Origin of the sequence: Stieleria magnilauensis (genome assembly GCA_007753675.1) — a bacterium.
In the GTDB taxonomy this organism is placed as follows: Bacteria; Planctomycetota; Planctomycetia; order Pirellulales; family Pirellulaceae; genus Stieleria; species Stieleria magnilauensis.
The window spans coordinates 2,167,491-2,187,524 of the sequence record CP036432.1 but is presented as its reverse complement, the minus strand read 5'-3'; the positions used below and the strand labels follow the sequence as shown (position 1 = coordinate 2,187,524).

General features: G+C 60.4%; 16 protein-coding genes. 4 read left to right on the top strand and 12 right to left on the bottom strand.

Annotated features, from left to right (window positions below):
- Positions 1-89: 89 nt before the first annotated feature.
- Both recR and TBK1r_RS07835 read right to left on the bottom strand, forming a co-directional pair.
- Positions 90-689 (bottom strand): recombination mediator RecR, encoded by a 600-nt coding sequence (recR, locus tag TBK1r_RS07840; protein ID WP_145208709.1) that lies wholly within the window; start codon positions 687-689, stop codon positions 90-92.
- A gap of 19 nt (positions 690-708) precedes the next feature.
- A complete protein-coding gene (locus TBK1r_RS07835; protein WP_145208707.1) occupies positions 709-1,065 on the bottom strand; it encodes a YbaB/EbfC family nucleoid-associated protein in 357 nt (118 codons plus the stop codon).
- A gap of 205 nt (positions 1,066-1,270) precedes the next feature.
- On the opposite strand from TBK1r_RS07835, the gene TBK1r_RS07830 reads away from it, so the two are divergent.
- The 3 genes from TBK1r_RS07830 (at position 1,271) to TBK1r_RS07820 (ending at position 5,323) form a co-directional block, all read left to right on the top strand.
- Positions 1,271-2,536: an outer membrane protein assembly factor BamB family protein gene (locus TBK1r_RS07830; RefSeq protein WP_145208705.1), complete on the top strand. Its 1,266-nt coding sequence runs from the start codon at positions 1,271-1,273 to the stop codon at positions 2,534-2,536.
- A gap of 35 nt (positions 2,537-2,571) precedes the next feature.
- Positions 2,572-3,654: a formylglycine-generating enzyme family protein gene (locus tag TBK1r_RS07825; protein WP_473772495.1), complete on the top strand. Its 1,083-nt coding sequence runs from the start codon at positions 2,572-2,574 to the stop codon at positions 3,652-3,654.
- 304 nt (positions 3,655-3,958) lie between these two features.
- Positions 3,959-5,323: a Gfo/Idh/MocA family protein gene (locus tag TBK1r_RS07820; protein ID WP_145208703.1), complete on the top strand. Its 1,365-nt coding sequence runs from the start codon at positions 3,959-3,961 to the stop codon at positions 5,321-5,323.
- Here the strand turns inward: TBK1r_RS07820 and TBK1r_RS07815 are convergent.
- The 7 genes from TBK1r_RS07815 to TBK1r_RS07785 form a co-directional block, all read right to left on the bottom strand.
- A complete protein-coding gene (locus tag TBK1r_RS07815) occupies positions 5,320-7,029 on the bottom strand; it encodes a TolC family protein (RefSeq protein WP_145208701.1) in 1,710 nt (569 codons plus the stop codon). The two genes, TBK1r_RS07820 and TBK1r_RS07815, sit on opposite strands and share 4 nt — an antisense overlap.
- Entirely contained in the window at positions 7,026-8,369 is a 1,344-nt protein-coding gene (locus TBK1r_RS07810; RefSeq protein ID WP_145208699.1) for an HlyD family secretion protein, read from the bottom strand. The genes TBK1r_RS07815 and TBK1r_RS07810 overlap by 4 nt, the downstream gene beginning before the upstream one ends.
- Positions 8,370-8,394: 25 nt before the next feature.
- Positions 8,395-10,533, bottom strand: coding sequence for an ABC transporter transmembrane domain-containing protein (locus TBK1r_RS07805; protein WP_145208697.1), 2,139 nt, complete (start codon positions 10,531-10,533; stop codon positions 8,395-8,397).
- Between the two features lie 127 nt (positions 10,534-10,660).
- Positions 10,661-12,316 carry a putative ABC exporter domain-containing protein gene (locus TBK1r_RS07800; protein WP_145208695.1) on the bottom strand — a complete coding sequence of 552 codons (1,656 nt, stop codon included), beginning with the start codon at positions 12,314-12,316 and terminating at the stop codon, positions 10,661-10,663.
- Positions 12,309-13,067: an ABC transporter ATP-binding protein gene (locus tag TBK1r_RS07795; RefSeq protein ID WP_145208693.1), complete on the bottom strand. Its 759-nt coding sequence runs from the start codon at positions 13,065-13,067 to the stop codon at positions 12,309-12,311. Before TBK1r_RS07795 ends, TBK1r_RS07800 begins: the two co-directional genes overlap by 8 nt.
- Positions 13,068-13,108: 41 nt before the next feature.
- The gene (locus TBK1r_RS07790; RefSeq protein ID WP_372896086.1) at positions 13,109-13,354 is read right to left on the bottom strand and encodes a hypothetical protein; all 246 of its coding nucleotides are present in this window, start codon (positions 13,352-13,354) and stop codon (positions 13,109-13,111) included.
- A gap of 94 nt (positions 13,355-13,448) precedes the next feature.
- Positions 13,449-13,838, bottom strand: coding sequence for a hypothetical protein (locus TBK1r_RS07785; protein WP_145208691.1), 390 nt, complete (start codon positions 13,836-13,838; stop codon positions 13,449-13,451).
- A gap of 137 nt (positions 13,839-13,975) precedes the next feature.
- On the opposite strand from TBK1r_RS07785, the gene TBK1r_RS07780 reads away from it, so the two are divergent.
- Positions 13,976-14,755, top strand: a complete 780-nt coding sequence (locus tag TBK1r_RS07780) for an ankyrin repeat domain-containing protein (RefSeq protein WP_145208689.1) — start codon at positions 13,976-13,978, stop codon at positions 14,753-14,755.
- A 151-nt stretch (positions 14,756-14,906) separates the two neighbouring features.
- Here TBK1r_RS07780 and TBK1r_RS07775 read toward each other — a convergent pair whose 3' ends face one another.
- Genes TBK1r_RS07775 through TBK1r_RS07765 form a run of 3 tightly spaced genes read right to left on the bottom strand, consistent with a single transcriptional unit; the run spans position 14,907 to position 19,895 of the window.
- Positions 14,907-15,275, bottom strand: coding sequence for a VOC family protein (locus tag TBK1r_RS07775; RefSeq protein WP_145208687.1), 369 nt, complete (start codon positions 15,273-15,275; stop codon positions 14,907-14,909).
- A 40-nt stretch (positions 15,276-15,315) separates the two neighbouring features.
- Positions 15,316-15,807: a hypothetical protein gene (locus TBK1r_RS07770; RefSeq protein ID WP_145208685.1), complete on the bottom strand. Its 492-nt coding sequence runs from the start codon at positions 15,805-15,807 to the stop codon at positions 15,316-15,318.
- Positions 15,804-19,895, bottom strand: coding sequence for a S1 RNA-binding domain-containing protein (locus tag TBK1r_RS07765; protein ID WP_145208683.1), 4,092 nt, complete (start codon positions 19,893-19,895; stop codon positions 15,804-15,806). The genes TBK1r_RS07770 and TBK1r_RS07765 overlap by 4 nt, the downstream gene beginning before the upstream one ends.
- Positions 19,896-20,034 lie beyond the last annotated feature (139 nt).

Below are 20,034 nucleotides of genomic sequence, written 5' to 3'. Positions count from 1 at the left end.
AGTGCTCCGGCGACCTTCGGCTCTGCCACATCATACCCTTTTTGACTAGGCGGGGAGCATATCTTGTGCCAAAGCCGGCGATTTTGCGCCTATAATTTTTGCCGACCCACCAAGGCATCGGCAATCATTTCCCGATTGGCATATTCCAACACGCTTCCGGCGGTGATTCCACGGGCCAGCCGCGTGATCTGCACCGGAAACTCTGCCAACAAATTACTGATGTACAACGACGTGCCATCGCCTTCGACATTTGGGTTGGTGGCCATGATGACCTCCGAAAAATTCCCGTTTCGCACCCGATCGACGAGCGCATCGATGGTCAATTGGTCCGGGCCGATCCCGTCCAGCGGGGCGATCCGGCCGAGCAGGACGTGGTACAGCCCGTTGAAGGCCTGGGACTGCTCCAGACTCATCAGATCACGGGGTTGCTCAACGACACACAACCGGGTGGTGTCACGATCGCCGGAACGACAGATCGCGCAAAGTTCCTCTTCGCACAGATTGAAACACGCCTGGCAATAACGGATATCGCTGCGGATCCGCCGAATCGCATCGGCCAGCGCGATCGCCTCCGCCTCCGGGACCCGCAACAGATGAAATGCCAGTCGCTCGGCGCTTTTACGCCCCACGCCCGGCAGCCGGCCAAGCTGGTCGACGAGTTCAGAAACAGCACCTGCATGCTTGTCCACTTCGCAGACTCCGTCGCGATTAGCGGCCGATCAGGGAGGTCAACAACCCATCGACCCCGGGGATATCTAAATTCATGTCCGCGACCATGGCCTGGATCGCTTCGGCGTAGGTCTGCTTGGCCGCGGCGCCGGCGGCGTTGGTCGCTTCCAGCACCCCCTGTTCGATCTCCGCCTTGCTCATGCCGTCCTGAGTGATGTTGACCGATTGGACCTGCCCGACGCAGTTGACGATCACGAACACCCTGCCGCACGACGAATCGCCGCGGACATGTTCGTCCTGCATGCGGGCGTTCAATTCCTGCATCTTTTGCGGCAAATCCTTGAATGCGGCCATCATGGACGCGATGTTGCCGAGATTGCCAAGTCCTTTAAACATGTGATTGCAGAAAACGAGTTCGGAAAGGGATGGAATGGATTTGTTTTTCAACCGAACCACGGCCGTTTGACGTGCCTCGGGGCCGTGCCGGGAACGTGGTGAATTGTAGCGAATCAGGAAAGTCTTCGAAACGACGGCACGCGAGCGGGGTTGCTGTTAAAATACGATTCCCGCCTGTTGCCCCCGATCGCGATCCAAATCACCTATGCCGCGTCTCCGATTCTTCTGTGTGGTCTGCTTGATCACCAGCCTCTGTTGTTCCGAGTCCATCCAAGCGCAGCAGTGGAACCGATTTCGCGGCCCCGGTGGCCGAGGCGTCGCCGAAGCGGATCTGCCGACGACGTGGAGCGAGACGGAAAATCTGACGTGGAAAACGGACCTGGCGGGCAAAGGCAGCAGCAGCCCGGTGGTCTGGGACGACCGCGTCTACCTGACCGCCTACACCGGCTATGGGATGGAGTTGGAAAACCCGGGCGATCCGGCCGCGCTGTTGTTGCACGTGATTTGCATCGATCTACATGACGGACACCTCGTCTGGGATTGCCCGATCAAGCCGTCGCCGGACGAACAAGAGATCAGCAAGCGGGTCGGTGAACACGGCTATGCATCCCCGACGCCCTGTGTGGACGACAGCGGGGTCTATGCCTTTTTCGGACCCTCCGGATGCGTCGCGGTCTCACACCAGGGTGCAGTCCGCTGGCAAAGAAATCTGGGAACCAAGACGGTCGGCTTTGGCGCCGCGGCCAGCCCTATCCTGTTCGGCGACCTGTTGATCCAAAACGCGTCGATCGAATCCGGCACCCTGTACGGTCTGGAGAAACAGACCGGCGAGATCTGCTGGAAAACCGACGGGATTCAAAGCGCGTGGACGACCCCGACGCTCGTCACGCTACCCGACGGTTCGGTCGAATTGGTCGTCAACCAGAAACTGGCGATCCTGGGCTTTGATCCTCACACCGGCAAACAACTTTGGTCCTGCGATGCGATCCAGGACTACATCGTCCCCTGCGTGATCGAGCACGACGGCCTGCTTTATTGCAGCGGCGGTCGCTCGAACATGACCTTCGTCATCCGTCCCGGCGGACGCGGCGATGTGTCTCAGTCTCACCTGGTCTGGGAACAATCCCGAGGCGCAAACGTGACCAGCCCGATCCTCGTCGACGGTCATCTGTACTGGTCGCATGACAAATCGATCGCGCTGTGCCTGAGAGCCAGCGATGGCGAAGAAATGTATCGCGAACGGATGCCCACGCGGAGTCGGGTTTATGGGTCGATCGTCAGCGATGGCAGCAAGCTGTACCTGACCACGCGTGATGCGGGTGTGTTGGTACTGGCCGCCCAACCCGAGTACAAAGAACTGGCGGTCAACAAGCTGGGGACGGAATCCGAACGCTTCAACGCCACCCCCGCAATCGCGTCGGATCGATTATTGTTACGTAGCGATCAACGACTGTATTGCATTTCAAAATAGACGTTTCCATTCCTTTTTCTGTCAATCGAACCACAGTGATTTACCCCAACCCATCCCTTCGCACGCTCGGTTTCCCCGTCGCGTTGTTGTTGCTTCTTAGTCCCGGCGTGCTCATCAGTCCGGCATCGGGCGAGGCACCGGCCAAAGTCGAACCGTTGCCAGTGGCCGACGCCGTCGCCAGCACCCCGACGGAAATGAAGCCCTACGCCGAGCCGATCGAGCACACGCAGCTGAAAATTGAAATGGTCCCCATCCCGGGCGGCGAATTCGTGATGGGCAGCCCCGATGACGAAGACGATCGTGGCGACGACGAAGGCCCCCAACGCACCGTCAAAGTCTCGCCGTTTTGGATGGGCAAATTCGAAATCACCTGGGAACAGTACGACGTCTGGAACGAAGACGTCGACCAGCGGATGCGCAAGATGCTGGCGATCGCTCCCACGCCACGTGACCTAGCCGTCGACGGAGTCTCCAAACCGACCGAGCCGTACACCGACATGAGCTTCGGCATGGGCCGCGAAGACTATCCGGCGATCTGCATGACCCAACATGCCGCACGCACGTACTGCAAATGGCTGTCTGCCAAAACAGGACGCTACTACCGTTTGCCGACCGAAGCCGAATGGGAATACGCCTGCCGCGCGGGCACCAAGACGCCCTACTCGTTCGGCGACAACGTCGACGAACTGGAAGACCACGCTTGGTTCTTTGACAACAGCGACGATACCTACCAACGCGTCGGCCAGAAAAAGCCCAACCCGTGGGGCCTGTACGACATGCACGGCAACGTTTCCGAATGGGTGCTCGACCAGTACACGCCTTACGATTCGATCAAAGAGTCGATGGACCCCCTGGTCGTTCCCAAAACACTTTATCCCCGCGTCGTTCGAGGCGGGGGTTGGGATGACGATCCCGAAGTCTTACGCAGTGCCGCGCGAAAGGCGTCGTCGGACGAATGGAAGGAACAGGATCCGCAAGAACCCAAAAGCATCTGGTACCACACCGATGCCTTGTCGGTCGGCTTTCGCATCGTCCGCCCCTTGGAGGAGCCGACGCTAGAAGCCAAGGCCGCCAAGTGGGACAAGACTGAACCGGAACAAAAAGATCCGGAAGAGTGATCCGCTAACAATCAACGCCCCGATTGGCGCCAAAGTGAGCGTCATGGGGCGCAAGCCCGATGCAACTATTTTGACACTGCAAGGAGGTAGCGGAACGGCGCGAGCCGTCCGGTTCCAACTTGAAAGTACCGTGAAAGACCGGAGGGCTCGCGCCCTACCGCTAAGAAATGCTTCACCGCGTTTCGTGTGAAGCTCCGCTTCACAACCTAGCCCCCAGAGGCAGCGTCTCTAAACCCACGTTCCAGGGTCGGCCCTGGGAATCAAACCAACAACTTTTCCGACTCCCCGAAACGAGATTTCTCCGATGACGAACCCCACCCGACGTCAGTTCCTGGCGACCACCAGTGCCGCCGCAGCTGCCACCACCCTTGCCGCCGCACGACCACAAACCGTCCACGCGGCCGAAGACAACATGATTCGCGTCGGGCTGCTCGGCTGCGGCGGACGCGGAACCGGAGCGGCGATCAACGCCCTGACCGTCGACAACGGGCCGATGACCCTGGTCGCAATGGGCGATGTGTCCGAAAACAAAATGAAGAGTTCCTACACGTCGCTGTCGGAAAAGAAAAAGATCGGCACCAAGGTCGACGTGCCCGAAGAGCGACGGTACATCGGCTTCGACGCCTACAAGAAAGTCATGGACACGCTGGAACCCGGCGATGTCGTGATCTTGGCCACCCCGGCGGCGTTCCGCTGGGTGCACTACTCCTACGCCATCGAGCGTGGGCTGAACGTGTTCATGGAAAAACCTGTCACCATCGACGCCCCGACCTCGGTGCGAATGCTGGAAATCAACAAAGCGGCAATCGCAAAGAACCTGAAGGTCGCAGTCGGATTGATGTGCCGCCACTGTGTCGCCCGCCAGGAATTGTTCGATCGGATTCAAAATGGTGAGATCGGTGACCTGATGATGCTGCGTGCCTACCGCATGGCCGGACCGACCGGCTCGGCCGCGGCGCCGCCCAACACGGGCGACTTGAGCGAATTGATGTACCAGATCAAGCACTTCCACGGATTCCTGTGGCTCAGCGGCGGGGCGGTCAGCGATTTCTTGATTCACAACATCGACGAATCCTGCTGGATGAAAAACGCCTGGCCGGTCAAAGCAATCGCCTGCGGCGGACGCCACTATCGCGGCGAAGACGTCGACCAAAACTTTGACGTCTACTCGATCGAATACACGTTCGACGATGGCGCCAAGTTGTTCGTCGATGGCCGCACCATGCCGGGTTGCAAACGCGAATTCGCCAGCTTCGCCCACGGCACCAAAGGCTCCGCAGTGATCTCCACCGCGTCACACACTCCGGCCAAAGCCCGAATCTATTCCGGACAATCGTTCGAAAAAGACAACCTGACCTGGGAATTCCCCCAGCCGGAACCGAATCCCTATCAAGTCGAATGGGACGATCTGGTCGCGGCGATTCGTAACGACACCGCGTACAACGAAGTCGAACGCGGCGTGATGGCCAGTGCCGTGACCAGCATGGGACGCATGGCGGCACACACCGGCCAGGAAATCACGTTGGATGAGTTCATGAAACATGACCATGAATTTGCCCCCAACGTCGACCAACTGACGCTCGATTCGGATTCGCCGCTGCAGCTGAATGCTCAAGGCAAGTACAACGTTCCGATGCCCGGATTGGTCAAGAACCGCGAATACCTTTAATCCGCGGCCGGCGGCTGGAAGGCCTGCTCGATCTCTTGGTCGTCGAACGCTTCCACCTCGGGTAAGTTTCCAGGGCCTGGCCTTTCGCTCGCCGGAAGCGAGGAAACCACCACCGCTTGATCGAGCGGATCCAGGCCGAGCGCGATCTGCATTGCCCCCAACGCGGTGAACCAATCGCGTTGGGCTTCGACCAGCTTGATCTCGGTTTCGTTGGCCTTGGTTTCCAGCAGGTTCAAGTAGATCAGGTCGATGTAGCCCTTCTCGAATCCTTTCTGGTAGCGAGCCAACGTGTCCAAGGCGGCGCGCAACGACAATTCACTTTGTTCGACGATCTGCTGAGCGAGCATCAATTGGTTCTGCGCGATCTGCAAATCGGTTGCGATCTTGTCCCGTACCAACCGCAGCTTTTCATTGATTTGAATGATCTTGGCAGAGGTCGATTGAATCTTGCCCCGCGCCTTGCGACGTTGAATGGGCACCTCGCTTTGGAACCCGATCATCAGTTCGAATTCGCCTTTGTCGTCAGATTTCGTCGCCGGTTCCCCCATGTCCTGTGACGCTTCGGTCACAAAGTCGAAGCGGGGCAACAGTTCGTTGCACGCCAGACGGCGATCCCATTGAACCTGACGCAGTTCGTACTGCAGGATTTGTGGTTCGGGGCGACGACCGAGGGCGGCGGCCAGGTCTGCGTTGAAATCAAATTCGGTCTGTTGTTTGATCACGGGGAACTGCGTCGGCAACCAACTCTTGGCGGGAACCAAGGGTCGCCCCGATTCATCTCTCAGATAAAGCCCCAACTTGAACGCGGTGGCTTGGAAGTTTTGCTGTGCCTTGAGCCGCAGGGCGCTCCGCTCGGCGATCAACTGTTGATTCAAGACCAGATTGATCGTCGCGAACTTTCCCGCCTTCACGCCGACTTCGAATTGTTTGCCGCGTTTGACGGCCAGATCCAACAGTTCCTGTTGTGCCTGCAACACCGCCCCGGCAGCAACCCATTCCCAATAGACTTCGATCGCCTCGCTCGAAATCGACAAGATGGCTTGTTGGAATTGCGGCTCGGCGGCTTGTTGTTGCAGCGAAGCCTGAAAGACGGCGACACGTTGCGGATCGATCGCCCGACCTTGCAGCAACGGTTGTGCGGCACTGATTTTGAACTCGCCGGCATCGTCGGTCTGGCGTTCTTTGTACCACGGTTGATAAAACCCGCGCCCGATTCGATAGCCTGCCGACAGATAGCCGCCCCACCAGGTCTGTCTGGCCACGCCCAGTCCGCTGCGATAGTTCTCGTAAAACCCCGTCGGCTCGGACAGCGAATGGGCATTAAATCTTGTGTCGTAGGCGCCATAGGCGGACAACAATTCGCCACCGGCCAGCGGACGCAGTTGCCGGGCGCGCTGGATGTCCGGATAGGCACGATACAAGCTGGCCAGGACATCGGCCAATTTCAGTGGCTCTTCGGCAGCGGCCGTCGATTGTGCCGCTTGCGCGCCCTCGGACGTGTTTGATTCAACCACCTCGGCCGGTGGCGGCTGAACCTCGTCTTCCACCATCGCCAAAAACGCCGCAAACGAACGCTGATCCGTCTCGTCCTGCGGGGCTCGGATTCCCTCTTGGGCACCGGCATGGATCGTGCATCCACCCCACAGCATTGCCGCGAGTGCCAATCGGGTGGCACCGCGGCGGCTGGACCGGGCGATGGCACTCAAGGCTTGGGCAGTTTGACTTTCGCCGCCTTTTGCTTCTTGGGCTCGTCGTCGGCCACGACAGGGGGAAATCCGTTCAATTGACGCCATATCTCATAACCGAGAGGAACTCGTTTCAGCAAAACCCATCCGTTTGCCCGCACACCTTGACGAAGGTATCGGTCATCCGGCCAGCCATCCTCCCGTGGAAAATGATTGTCCGGCGTGACGATCACGCGGAAATACCCCATTCCATCGTCGGTTGGGAAAACCCGGTTGACTTTACCGCCGAACGTCCCGACCGCCACCGAGGGCCAGCCGACAAACTGCACCGCCGGCCACCCCTCGAATTGCAGACGCACAGGATCCCCTTCCTGAATCAGCGGCATGTCGTTGCCGCTGACCTTCATTTCGACCGCCAATTCATCGGCATCGGGCACGATGACGAACAGTTGATCGCCCTCTTTGATGGTGTCGCTGCCGGTGACACCGTTCCACTGCTGGATGTAACCGGAACGGGGCGCCCGAATCTCCAATCGATCCAGTTCCGACCGCTTGTTACGTAAATCCGAGATCTCTTTTTGAACCGTGTTGACCTTTCCGGTGGCCGCATTGATCTTGTCATTGGCCTCCTGGTTCTTGATCCGGATGTCCCGCTTCTTGGCTTCGATTTCCTCTTCTTTGGAGGCGAGGGCGGCGTAAACTTCCTGCTCGGCGTTCTCGGCCTTGAGCACCTTGGCTTCTTGAGCGTCGACCGCGCGACGCTTGGTAAACAGCTCTTCGCGGGAGATCAGGCCTTGCGGAAAGACGTCTTCGGCGACTTGCAATTGATTCATTTTGTCACGCAGTTCCGCGCGCAGTGCGGTGACCTCGTTTTTCGCCTGTTCCCATTTTTGCTTGGCCGCGTTGAAGTCTTGCTGGAGCGATTTTTTCAGCGACTCGCCGGATTGAAATTGCAGTTGGGCGTTGGTCTTGGCAACCTCCAGGCTCGCCTTTTCGGCTTGCAATTTGGATTCCAATGCCATGATCTGGGTATTGATCTGCGCCACGCCGTCGGCTGCAAACGGACTCATCTGCAGCAGCAACTCGCCTTCTTCGACATAGCTGCCTTCGCGCAGTCCCGGTTTGACGTAGCTGACCACGCCCTTGGATTGGCTGAGCATCGGCTGCGGCCGTTGCTGTGGATCGAGCGCCCGAACGATTCCGGTGCCGCGCGCGGTCTGCCGCCACGGCACGAATACCATCGCCGCGATCGAAAGGATCAATGTGACAAACGTGATCCGACCGACGATGCGTACGATCCGCCCGGTTCGGACCATTTGCAGCGCCGGAAAGTCATCGGCGGAAGGTTCGGATGCGATCATGTCAGTGAACAACGAGTGCGTGTCGTTAGGATAGGTGCAACGAAATCTGGCTATCGCAAAGTGCGGCAACGTCATCCCGGTTGGTAAAGACGATCAACGTCCAATTCGCATCGGGACCGGTCAATTTTTTCCAAATCAATTCGCGATGTTCGCGGCTCAAATGATCCATCAGCCCGTTGATGACCAGCAGTCGGGGATACGGCCCAATCGCGCGGGCAATCATCAATCGCGATTGCTGATCCTGAGTCAGCGGATAGCCGCCGGTCTGGACCGGGGTGTTCAGTCCGCTGGGAAGTGCGAGCACGGCTTCGAGCAAATCGGTAGCGGCGAGTACATGACGCACCCGATTGGGTGAAACGTTGGGACGCCCCAGGCTGACATTTTCGATGATCGAACCGTAAAACATCTCGGGCGGTCCGGCGTATCCGACCAGTTCACCCGGGTCGGCACTGGCCGCTTCAAAGGCATCAAACCCGGCGATCTGGATCACGCCGGCGTCAGGATCGATCAGACCGGCCAGCGATTTTGCCAAGTAGTCCATGCCCGGCTGATCGTCGCCGATGATCGCCACGCGAGAACCGGCCGCAACCTCGGCCTCGGGAACCTTGCAATGGTACATCATCGAATAGAACGTCAGCTCGCTCCAACACACCTCCGCGGGGCCTGGGGGTATCGTTCCGATCTCCGTCCGTGGGTCCGGCGGAATGTCCAGCAGGTAACCGACTTTATCAATCCCCGCCATCATGTCGTAAAACTTCTCCAGCGACTTCCCCGCCTTGGCGAACGCACCGACCACGACGGTAACAACCAACTCGCTGGCCACCAGTTGTCCGAGCGTCAATTGTCCATCGATGACCAACCAGCCCCCCAGCCCGAGCAGCACGGTGGACGCTGCCACTTGCAACCCGACGGCGAAAATGACCTGACGGATCACGACGCCGAATTGCTTCTTCCTCGCTTTGATGTATTCCGAAGTCAGCTGGTTCGCACGCAGAATCGCCAGCCGCTCGCCACCGCCGGTCTTGAACGCCGAAGGCATTGCGATCACGTCTTGCAACCAATGGGCGACTTCATACTTGGTCTTTGATTCCTTGATCGCCGTCAGAATCCCACCGCGACCAAGGATCCAAGTGAAGAAGACCATCGTGAAGATCAGGGCGAGGTCGAACCCGAGCAGAAACGGGTGGTAGAACGCCAACAGAATCATCCCCATCGCGGTCGTCAGCACCACCGTCACACCGTCGAGCAGCAACACCGCCGTCGCCTTTTGGATCGTCATGATATCGAACACGCGGTTGGCCAACTCACGCGGATACTCGCCCCGCAGCGAAGCCTGGTTGGCACGCGGAAATCGATGCGACAGGTCGCTGACGATTCGCACGAATTGACGTCGCTGGATCATCTCGACCACCCACGTCTGCAGGACCTTGAGCACACCCGCGATCCCCAGGCACGTCAGCAACATCCCCGCCAACACGACCAGCGGCTGGAAATACGTTCCCCAACTGACGACATTGACCAACCCTTCGATGACCAGCGGAGTCGCCAAGCCCAACACCCCGGCAACGCCGGCAAACAAAACCACCAGCCACAGGTCACGCCGATCCAAAGTCAACAGCGCGACCAAACGCCGGACCGGTGTCGGATATTCGCCGACGCCGTCGTGTGCCTGGGCGCCCGAAAGTGTTTCGCACTCCAGCTCTTTTTTCGCGACCAACATTCGCACCGATTCGCGCTTCCCGATCAGGCCGGCCAGCTCCGATTTGCTCAAACAGAGATGCTCGGTGGTCTCGCCGATCAGGGACGCTTCCAGCCGACTCCCCTCGGCCCGCTCCAGCACCAACATCTTGCCGGTCTCCAAGGCGAACACGACCGCATACCCCTGGCGAACGGTCGCAAAGGTCTCCCCCGCGCTGCGGAACGGCGACTCCCGCAACACGATGTCGGATTTCTCCGCCGCGTCCATCAACTGCCGAAACGGATCTGCCGGATCGTGTACCAGCACGTGCAACGCGATCGGCTGCTTGTTGACCTGGACATCGAGCGCAATGACCAACACCGCGATCGTCTTTTCGACCACGCTGACACTCGGAACTCGGTCCAAGTCGCGTGCCTCGCCGGCGCGATTGATCTCTGCGGCATTGCCCTCACCCGGTCGTAACATGTCAATGATTTAGAGAATTAGGAGACGAAAACCCGGTCCACATCCTGACGCGGTCAGGACTGACCCAATCACTGGTCCGGCCAAACTGTACGGTCAACGCTCGATTTTTGACAAGCCGATAACTCGGTCAATCACCCAAAAACTCGCTGTCGACAAACCGAATCCCGGAGTACCACCACATCACCGGCAGCCCCGCCAACATCGCCAGCCCCGCGGTAATCGAACAAAACGTCCAAGAAAACCCCACCAGCACCCCGGCGATTGCCGCCGATCCGACGGCAAACAGCAAGATCGGTGTCATGGAAAGTCCCAGGATCATCATGAAAATCAACGCCCGCGCTCCCTGAAAGACGTCGGGGGTTCCGCTGGGCATCGGACGCAGCCCCGTCACCGCCGAAATAAAATTGGTCATCGACGCAAACGCCAGACTGAATGAAGCCCCGGCAAACACCACCGACAGCGACTGCACCATCGTCAGAGAACTGACCACCAGGGCCGGCAAACAAAACGCACACTCGATCGCCAGCAACACCGTCGCGGTTCCGGTGACCATCCCCGTCGCAATCGCCATCGGGCGGATCGGCAACGTCTGGTACCATGTCAACAGACGCCGATTTGCGGAAAACCCGCTCTGCGCCGTGATCGACACCAGAAACCCCACGTAGGCCGACGCCGCCAGTGCAAGCGGCACCGCATAGGTTCGGGCCGGATCGGGAATCGTGTCCGGAAACTGGGGCAGCAGTACCGCAGCGGCGATCGCCGCCACCACCCCCATAAGAATCATCCCAGGTACCAACCGGCCGGTGCGGCGGATAGCCGATGTGACTTGTGACCAGGCCACCGGCCCAACACCGCCCCACCATCCGAACGCGGGCAATGACCGCGACCGTTCCGCCTGACGCGTCGACATGGCGTAGACGTTGCCGCCGCGAATCCGCTCCAGCTTCTTTTGCCGCCGTGCGACACCCTCGACCGCAAGCTCTGAGAATCCGCCGTTGGTTCGGTAACAACTGACCGTGATGCCCACCACCAGGGCGACACTCATCAACAGCCCCCCCAGCCACTCCATCCCGATCGCACTTTCGATCAGCAACACAAAGGGACGAAACGGAAGCGTCAACACTCGTGCAGCCCAACCGTCATTGATCGCCCGGGAAATCATCTCCACCGAATAAACGTCCGGCGACCGCAGCACCTGATGAGCGACCTCCGTTGCGATCAATGCAAGACTGGCCCCGACGCTCCAGCGAATCGCTCGCAAGAGCGCTGGCGATATCCGGGATCTGACCAGCGTGTATTGAAAGGCGATCATCGTGATGAACGCTCCCCCCAACGCGATCCCCAGAAAACCGCCCAACAGGCTGCCGAAGTGTGGCAGCAGAAACACCGAAAAGAAAAAACTAAGCGGCAGCCATCCGAGCCCAAACGTCAACAATCGGTACGACAGGATCTGAGAATTGGTGAACGGTCCGGCAAGCACAAATTGAAGCTCCGCTGGCTTGAGTTCCAACATCGCTTTGCCCGAATCGGTCACCACCATCATCGCCGCCGCGGCATACATCAACATCGGGATGGCACTTCCCAGCAACTCGGCAATGATCGAGGAAGGCTGTTTCTGATCACTCAGCGCCATCACCACGGTGGGCATCAGACCGAATGAAACCATCGCCAGCATGAACAGGGTGAAGAACGCTCCGGACGGTTTCTTGACCAACCGCCACCCTTGGCGAACCGCGGCCCACATCAGCATCCGCATCAATTGCGTCAGAGCGGGATCAATCATCGCTCACCGCAAGATTCTGATCGTCGGGTTCTTCCGGTTGCCCGGTCAAGCGAAAGAAGACTTCTTCCAAAGAACCGCTGGCGCCCCCGAACCGCTCGCGGGCCTCGCCCAGCGGACCGCTGAACAACACCTTGCCCTGTCGAATCAACACCAAAAAATCGCACAAGTCATCGACCAGCGACAGCAGGTGCGAACTGACCAGCACCGTCGCGCCTCGCTGCGACTGCTCGCGAATCGTTTCCTTCAACGTGCGAATACTCGGCGGGTCCAGCCCGGTCATCGGTTCGTCCAGCAGCAAGACGTCGGGGCGGCGTAGATAGGCGCACGCGATCGCCACCTTTTGCCGCATCCCCCGCGACAATTCCGACGCCAACGTGTTCTTCTTGTCGCTCAACGTCAACCGACTCAACCAGTCCTCGGCGTCGTGTTGCCAGTCGGTCAAACGATACGCCGACGCGATGAACTGCAGGTGCTCCTGGACCGTCAACGTGTCAAACAACGGCGGGTCGTCGGGAACATAGGCCGTGCGTTGTTTGACCAAAATGGGATCGACCGCCAGATCAGCGCCGGCCACTCGCATTCGCCCCGCGGTCGGTCGAAGAATCCCGCACAAGGTTCGAATCGTTGTCGTCTTACCGGCACCATTGGGACCGACCAACGCCGCGACCGAACCGGCCGGAATCGCGAACGACGCACCGGCCACGGCAACAAAGTCACCGTAACGTTTGACGAACGCTTCGACTTCGATCATGGTCTGACGCCGGGTGCATGGTTCAGAAGAACGCGGCCGAATCAACGACTGGGAGATTCAATTTCGAACAACATGATCACGGTCACATCGCCACCGGAAAACGTGTTCATCGGTCCCGTGCCGGTATCCACCGACGCCGAATGATTGCCCGAGATCGACAACACCCGCACATTGTTCTTTCGGATGAACCGGTTGATTTGTTTTTCCAAGTCTTCCAGTTCGGTATCGACGGACTTGAAAATCTTGACCTGCTGCACGTGAATACTCCGCACTCTCGTTCTTGGCATGAAGAAAACGTGGCCGATCCCGGGGTTCGCACGATCGACCCGACATCCGCCAAGGTAGCACGCCGGTTCCAGCCATGCGAGCGGTCAGCCTGCTCTAGCGCGGCAATCGAGGCGACGAGACCACGCGATCGATCGCCTCGGCACCGGCGAGCACCGCGACGCTGCGGTCCAGACCCGCTTCGCGGAACAATCGCCGCATTCCGATCATCAACGCGTGCCAGCAGTGAATCGTCTCCGGGACCGAGATCTTCACGGCATCGTCGCGGTCAAACCCCTGCTCGCTAACCGAAATCTCGGTGGGAAGATGCAACAGCGCTTCCAACATCAAATGCTGGCAGCACTCCAATTCGCTCAACCCGGGATCATCGTAGATCCACAAATGCGGCCCGAGAATGCGATCGATCATCGCCAAAGCCGCCGAATCCGCCGTGTCGCTGTTGAGTACCAGTTCCGTCTGACCACACTGAACGTAAAACTTTGCCACCGGATCGCTCCTCCGTGAAGAAATGTGAGATACTGAAGACCGCGGAAGCGTTTTCGCCTCCGTGACCACCAACAGGATCGCGAGACCGTTGACACAACCGGTCACATCACCCCAACGCCCCTTTTCGATCGCTCATCATGCCCACCCGTTTGACCTCTTTTCCCCACGTTCTGGCCACCACGCTCTGTCTTGCCGCGCTGATGTTGGCGGTCGGCTGCAACGGGGAAACGTCGGATTCCAACGCCGACACCGGCCCCCCAACCGAAACCACAAACGAAACGGTCGCTGTTGCGGACAGCGTCACGCAAGACACTGACAGTCAAGACGGCGAGGCCACCGAACCAGAACCGAGGCCCCTATCCGAGCCGACGCCCCTGTCCGAGCCGGCACCCCTGTCCGAGCCGGCACCCCTGTCCGAGCCGCAGAGCACTGCGAATGCGTTGTACAGCCCCGAAGCCTTTCGGGTGGCCGCCCACGACGGCAAGCTACGCGTCGTCGAGCTCTGCCTGGAAAGCGGTATGGATGTCAACGAAGCCGATGCCAACGGGCTGACGCCGCTTGCCATGGCCGCCTACAACGGTCACGACGCCATCGTCAAGTTGCTGATCAAGCACAATGCCACGATCGATGCCCGCGACCGGACCGGCAAGACGCCGCTGATTCACGCCGCCAGCGGCCCCGCACCGACCACGGTCGAAATCCTGCTGGACGCCGGCGCGGACATCAACGCCGTCGACAACGGCGAACACTGGACCGCGCTGATGATGGCCGCTGCCGAAGGACAAGCCGAAGTCGTGGACGTCTTGCTGGCCCGAGGCGCGAAGAAAGACCTGGTCGACATCGATGGCGAATCCGCCGCCTACTTCGCCCGACAAAACGGCCACCTCAAAATCGCCGAACGGCTGGAAGGACGTTAGGGTTCCAGGTTCCAGATTCCAGGTTCCAAGTCAGTTGGCAGTTGGCAGAAAAATGGGGGAGACGGGAAGTAGGCAAGAAAATGGGTGACACGAAAAGATCGGACCAATCTGCAATCTGACGACCTGCAACTTGGAACTTGAGACCTAAAACCTATTTCCCCGGGACGCAGAGTTCGATCCAGTGTCCGTCGGGGTCTTGGACGAAGGTCTGTTGGGCACCGTCGGGGCGGATTCGGCGGGGGAGTCGGGTCGCCTGATGGGCGTCCAGGTGCTTTTCCCAAGCATCCAGATCATCGACGACGAGCGCCAAATGCGTTCCACGATGGCTTGAATGCACCGGCAGGTCGCGGTCGCCGATCAAATGCAGTTCTTGATCGACGCCCAAGCGAAACCAGGCACCGGGAAAATCGAACGCCGGACGATCCATCGCCGGCAAACACAGAACGTCCCGATAGAACGCCACGCTGACCGGAACATCGGCAACATGCAGTGCCACGTGATTGAGTTGATGAACGTTCAACTTGAAACTTGAAACTTGAAACTTGAAACTTCGTCTCGTCCTACGCCGACCTGGCCGCGTATTGCTCGGCGTACTCGATCGTCCACGCGTCGATCACGTCTTCGAATTCTTCCACATCGACTTCCTCGATGTTGCGGAACAACGACCGATTGAAGATCTCGCGGTTTTCGACGGTCGCCTTGCCCTTCAGATCCAACACACGCAGATCGCTGTAGGGGCGGATGACCATTTCGAATCGACTGTAGGCGTTGGATCGACGTCCGCTTTTGATTCTCAAATCATCGCGATAACACGCCGTTCCCCAACCGACTTCGCCGAACAGGGCTTCCTGGCGAAACCCCGGAAAGGCGTCGATGATGCTGCGCATCTTGACTTCGATTCGCTCGGACAACGAGAGCCGATAGGACGTGTGCAGCCGCTTCAGTTCCTCCTCGGTCAACTCCTTGCGTTTCGCTTCGCTGGCCGAATGATCGCGTCGCCGTTGCCCCCGCTGGATCGCCGATTCCAGACGGGATTGAAAATCATCCTTCATTCCGACGCCTCCGTTGGCTTATCGGACCCCGCATCGCTGGGGCTGGCTGCTTGAGCCGATGCGTCGCGTTGCCCGGCTTCACCGCCGACAGCCGCCTGAACAGGTGCCGGTTGAGCGGGTGCCGCTTGAACAGGCGCCGGTGGCGTCGCCGCCGTCACTTGCTCGACCGGTTTGGCCGCTTCGGTCGCCGCGGATTCAGTCTGCGCGGTATCCGACTTGGCAGCGTCCGACTTGGGTTTGGACTCCTTTGCCGCGGGCGTGTCTTCCTGTTTGGAATAGAACTGCAACAGATCGCCGAACGATCGCAGCGGTTCGTCTCCCTTTTGCATCGCATCGGTGAGCGGTTTTGCTTCGGGCTTGGCGACCACGCGATAAGATTCGGGCTGGCGTGGTTTTCGCGAATCACGACCACCGCGACCACCCTGGCCGCCTCGTCCGCCACGACCTTGGCCGCCGCGTCCCTGTCCGCCACGACCCTGGCCCCCGCGTCCCTGTCCCTGTCCGCCGCGACCTTGGCCTCCGCGTCCCTGTCCGCCGCGACCTTGGCCGCCGGCCGGTTGATCACCGCGTGCCGCCCCGGCACCCTGAGCGGCCGGTTGTGGTTGGCCGCTGCGTTGACCTTGTCCGCCGCCAGAACGCCCGGCTCCTTGTCGTCCCTGGCCGCCGCCCGAACGGGCGTCGCGTCGGTAACCGCCACGACCTCCGCCGGCATCGCGATTGTGCCGCTCTTTCTCCAGCCGCTCTTCCTGCTGGGGCGAAAGGGCACTCAAGCCGACGCGGCGTCGTTTTTCGTCGATGCCGGTGACCCAAGCGGTGACCACATCACCGACCTGGATCGCTTCGTTGAGATCTTCCACGTATCCGTCGCTCAAACGGCTGACGTGAATCAGTCCGCTGCAATCGGGGGCCAATTCGACAAACACGCCAAAGCTCATCACCCCGACGACGACGCCGACGACCTGATCGCCGGGTTTGAGCGTCTTCAGTGTGGGCATTGTGTCGAGCACACCAGGCGGATCATTGCTGATCGCCGTTTCACCAAACGGATCACACAACCATCCGACCAATTGGTTCACGCGGTGCCGACCGACCTGCCATTCCTTGATGCACTTGTCGATCTTGGCGCGTTCGGGACGGGGACGCTTGATCGGTTCGGGACTGGAGTTCTCCGGCCCGGGGCTGGTCGACTCGACCGTGGCCGCACCCTCGCTGTCGGCCGTCTGCGACTCGGTGTCCTGACTTTCAGAATTCGGAGCAGCGTCCGAGTCGTCCGTCGCCGTCGAATCAGAAGCCGCGGCGTCTGGCTCGGCTTCGGCAGCCGGCTCGACCGACGCGATTTCACTGACGTTCTCCGCAGCGGTCTCAGCGGGGGTTTCAGTCGACGTCTCAGCGGTGGGTGACTCGGCTGACTCTACAGCCGCCGCGGGCTCCGACGACTCGGCAGCGTCGGCGTCCTCACCGATTTTGAATTCACCCGCCTTTTCGCCGGCATGATCGAAATCTTCGACCGGAGCCGGTTGCTTGGGTTGGGTCGCGTCGACCAATTTGGGTTCAGCGAGGTCGGCCAGTTTTTCGTAGCTGGGGGCTTCGTATCCCGGGGGAGCCGGCGGAGGCAATTCGATTTCGAGCGCCGTCGCCAGTTTCTTGGCCAACCCGTAGTCGTCCGGATGGATCAAGGTCCCGTCGAGCACTTCGTCGCTTTCGAAGACTCGCAGGAACGGAATCGCCTGGCGGGTCTGGACGACCGATTCCCAACCCTCCAATTCCAACAGTTCCTGACGCGAACGCAGCAGGTTTTGTTCGCGTCGGGTGATCAACGAGCGTGCCACGTCGGGGTTCATGCCGGGCAGTTGCTGCAACCAACCCAACGGCGCGGCGTTGCTGTCCACGCCGCCGCGTGACGCGCCACTGGACATGATGTGCCCCAGCGAAATCGACAACGCGTCTTCGGACAGTTCGCTCTGGAACGACGCCAGTCGCAGTCGCAAGGGATCAACTTTTGCGTAGGCTTGGGGCGGATGCAACACGGAAAACGCGATCCAGGCTGCGGCGCGGAATCGCCGCGGAGTCGATCGCATCTCGGAATTGGCCACGTCGCTGCTGGAATAGGTATCCGCACCGGAGCGATCGGCGACGGTCCAGCGAACCGAATGATCGGGGCTTTGTGCGATCAAGTCTCCCAGCGCGATCAAGCAGGCGCGTCGGGCCGGCCCGTTGCTGACGACGACCAGATCGACGTGATAGTGATGGATCAACTCGCCCATCTTGGCCACGGTTTGCCCACGCACACTTCCGGACAACTGACAGGGCAGATCTTCGCCGTGCAGCACGCGGCCGTCGGACGACACGATGGCCGTCGCGGCGGTCTTCGGCCCGACGGCATCGATCGACATCACGACCTTCGCTTCGACGGGCCCGCGGTTGACCTGGCGTCGCAAGTGGTCCGCCACGACGCTGACCAAGCGGGCCGACGCGCGCTCATGAAGCTCATCCCACCAAGCCGCCTCGGCGGCCTCGCGGATGTCGGCTTCGTGTTGCATCACCACGTCACCCAAGGTGGATTCCAGCCCCGGGTTCAATCCAACCACTGCTCGCTTGATTTCAGCGACCAATTTTGCCGCGTCATACTCAAACGCACACACCGCGACCTGGCTTCGCAACGCCCGACCGAGCATGACGACTTGAAATGCGCTCAACTTGGTCGCCGGCATCCGCTTCCCTTCCAAGGGCTTCAGGACGCTGACCAGCCACCGACGGCGACGTTGGCGGGGCGAGATTTTTTTCTGTTTTTTCGGCGTCGATGCCTTCGCCTTCGATTTCTTGCCCGTCGGCTTCTCGTCCGGATCCGGCTTGAACCCCGGCAGATCCGATTCCGCAGCTGCACTGCCCTCGGCGGCGGCACTGCCCTCGGCGGCGGCACTGCCCTCGGCGGCGGCACTGCCCTCGGCGGCGGCACTGCCCTCGGCGGCGGCACTGCCCTCGGCGGCGGCACTGCCCTCGGCGGCGGCACTGCCTTCGGCGGCGGCACTGCCCTCGGCGGCGGCACTGCCATCGGCGGCTGCCGGTGGTTCGCCTTCGGCGTTGGCGGGTTCGCCCTGGCTGGCTTGTGCGTCTGCGTCAGCCGACTCGGACGACTCTGCGGTCTCGGTCACTGCTTCGGCCGCGGCCGTCGCTTCGGGCTCGGCGGCCGGCGTTTCCGCTTCCGTCGATGCTTCGGCCGAACCTGCATCCGCGGCGGTGGATTCGGCGGGAGCCGCGGCTTCAGCTTGCGCGGTCTCTGCCTCGACGGCAGGTGCCTGTTCGGCAGGTGCCTGTTCGGCAGGCGCCTGTTCGGCAGGCGCCTGTTCGGCAGCAGTCTCCGCGGTCGCCGGCTCGGCGGCGTCGGTCGCCGGGGCGGCAGCCTCGGCAGTGTTCGCCTCGGCGGCCTCGCTCGCTTTCACGGCCTTGGCTTCGGCCTTCTCCTCGGCCTTGGCTTTGGCGGCTTGGGCCTGTTCGTTTTCCGCCGCCGCGATGTGGGGGTCGTGAACGTCGGAGATATGCAGTTTTGCATTCCGGCTCAGCCAACGCACCGCGGCGCTGATCACGCGTGGGTCACCGGCCAGTCGCCCGGGAATCGCCTTGGGCAGCCCTTCGACGGCCGCGGCGGTATCGGAGATCGATTCCAAGTTTTCGGCGACCGCGGCGGGATCGGACGGATCGCCTTTTTGGGGATTGAGCATCCGCACGGCCAAGCGATTGGCGTCGGAGTCGATTCCGGCGGAGGTTTCTTGGCGGAGCCGTTTCCCGAGTCGTTGCAGCGTTCGATTGGAGCCGCTTTTGCGAATCGCGTCACCGATGGCCGGATCGGCCAGCGGGGTGGACTGCCACAGTTCGTGCAATTCGTCGCGATAATCGGCCAGAGACTTCTCTGCATCGACGGCCGCTTTCAGATTCCACAGCGTCGCTTCGTCCAGCCCGCCGAGTTCGTCGCGACGGTAACGTGCTAAGAAAGGCGCTTCATAGCCTTGCTCAATCAGCGGCAAGGCAAGTTTCAGACTCGATGCGTCGCATCGCCCGCGTCGGGCGATGGCTTCTAGATCGACAGCCATGATCAGTCGGTCTCGGTGTTGGTCCGGACGCCACGCACAACGCCGGTGCCAACAAAGCACCAACACGGGCGGCGATCCAGGAATCGTTGGTGTGCCGCGTTGCCGGACGCCGAAATCGGCATTTGACATCCGCAGCGGA

Coding starts and splice junctions, on each gene's coding strand:
- TBK1r_RS07830 (WP_145208705.1), top strand. CDS start 1,271: ATGCCGCGTCTCCGATTCTTCTGTGTGGTCTGCTTGATCACCAGCCTC.
- TBK1r_RS07795 (WP_145208693.1), bottom strand. CDS start 13,067: ATGATCGAAGTCGAAGCGTTCGTCAAACGTTACGGTGACTTTGTTGCC.
- TBK1r_RS07805 (WP_145208697.1), bottom strand. CDS start 10,533: ATGTTACGACCGGGTGAGGGCAATGCCGCAGAGATCAATCGCGCCGGC.
- TBK1r_RS07770 (WP_145208685.1), bottom strand. CDS start 15,807: ATGAAGGATGATTTTCAATCCCGTCTGGAATCGGCGATCCAGCGGGGG.
- TBK1r_RS07790 (WP_372896086.1), bottom strand. CDS start 13,354: ATGCCAAGAACGAGAGTGCGGAGTATTCACGTGCAGCAGGTCAAGATT.
- TBK1r_RS07835 (WP_145208707.1), bottom strand. CDS start 1,065: ATGTTTAAAGGACTTGGCAATCTCGGCAACATCGCGTCCATGATGGCC.
- TBK1r_RS07820 (WP_145208703.1), top strand. CDS start 3,959: ATGACGAACCCCACCCGACGTCAGTTCCTGGCGACCACCAGTGCCGCC.
- TBK1r_RS07780 (WP_145208689.1), top strand. CDS start 13,976: ATGCCCACCCGTTTGACCTCTTTTCCCCACGTTCTGGCCACCACGCTC.
- TBK1r_RS07765 (WP_145208683.1), bottom strand. CDS start 19,895: ATGGCTGTCGATCTAGAAGCCATCGCCCGACGCGGGCGATGCGACGCA.
- TBK1r_RS07800 (WP_145208695.1), bottom strand. CDS start 12,316: ATGATTGATCCCGCTCTGACGCAATTGATGCGGATGCTGATGTGGGCC.
- TBK1r_RS07810 (WP_145208699.1), bottom strand. CDS start 8,369: ATGATCGCATCCGAACCTTCCGCCGATGACTTTCCGGCGCTGCAAATG.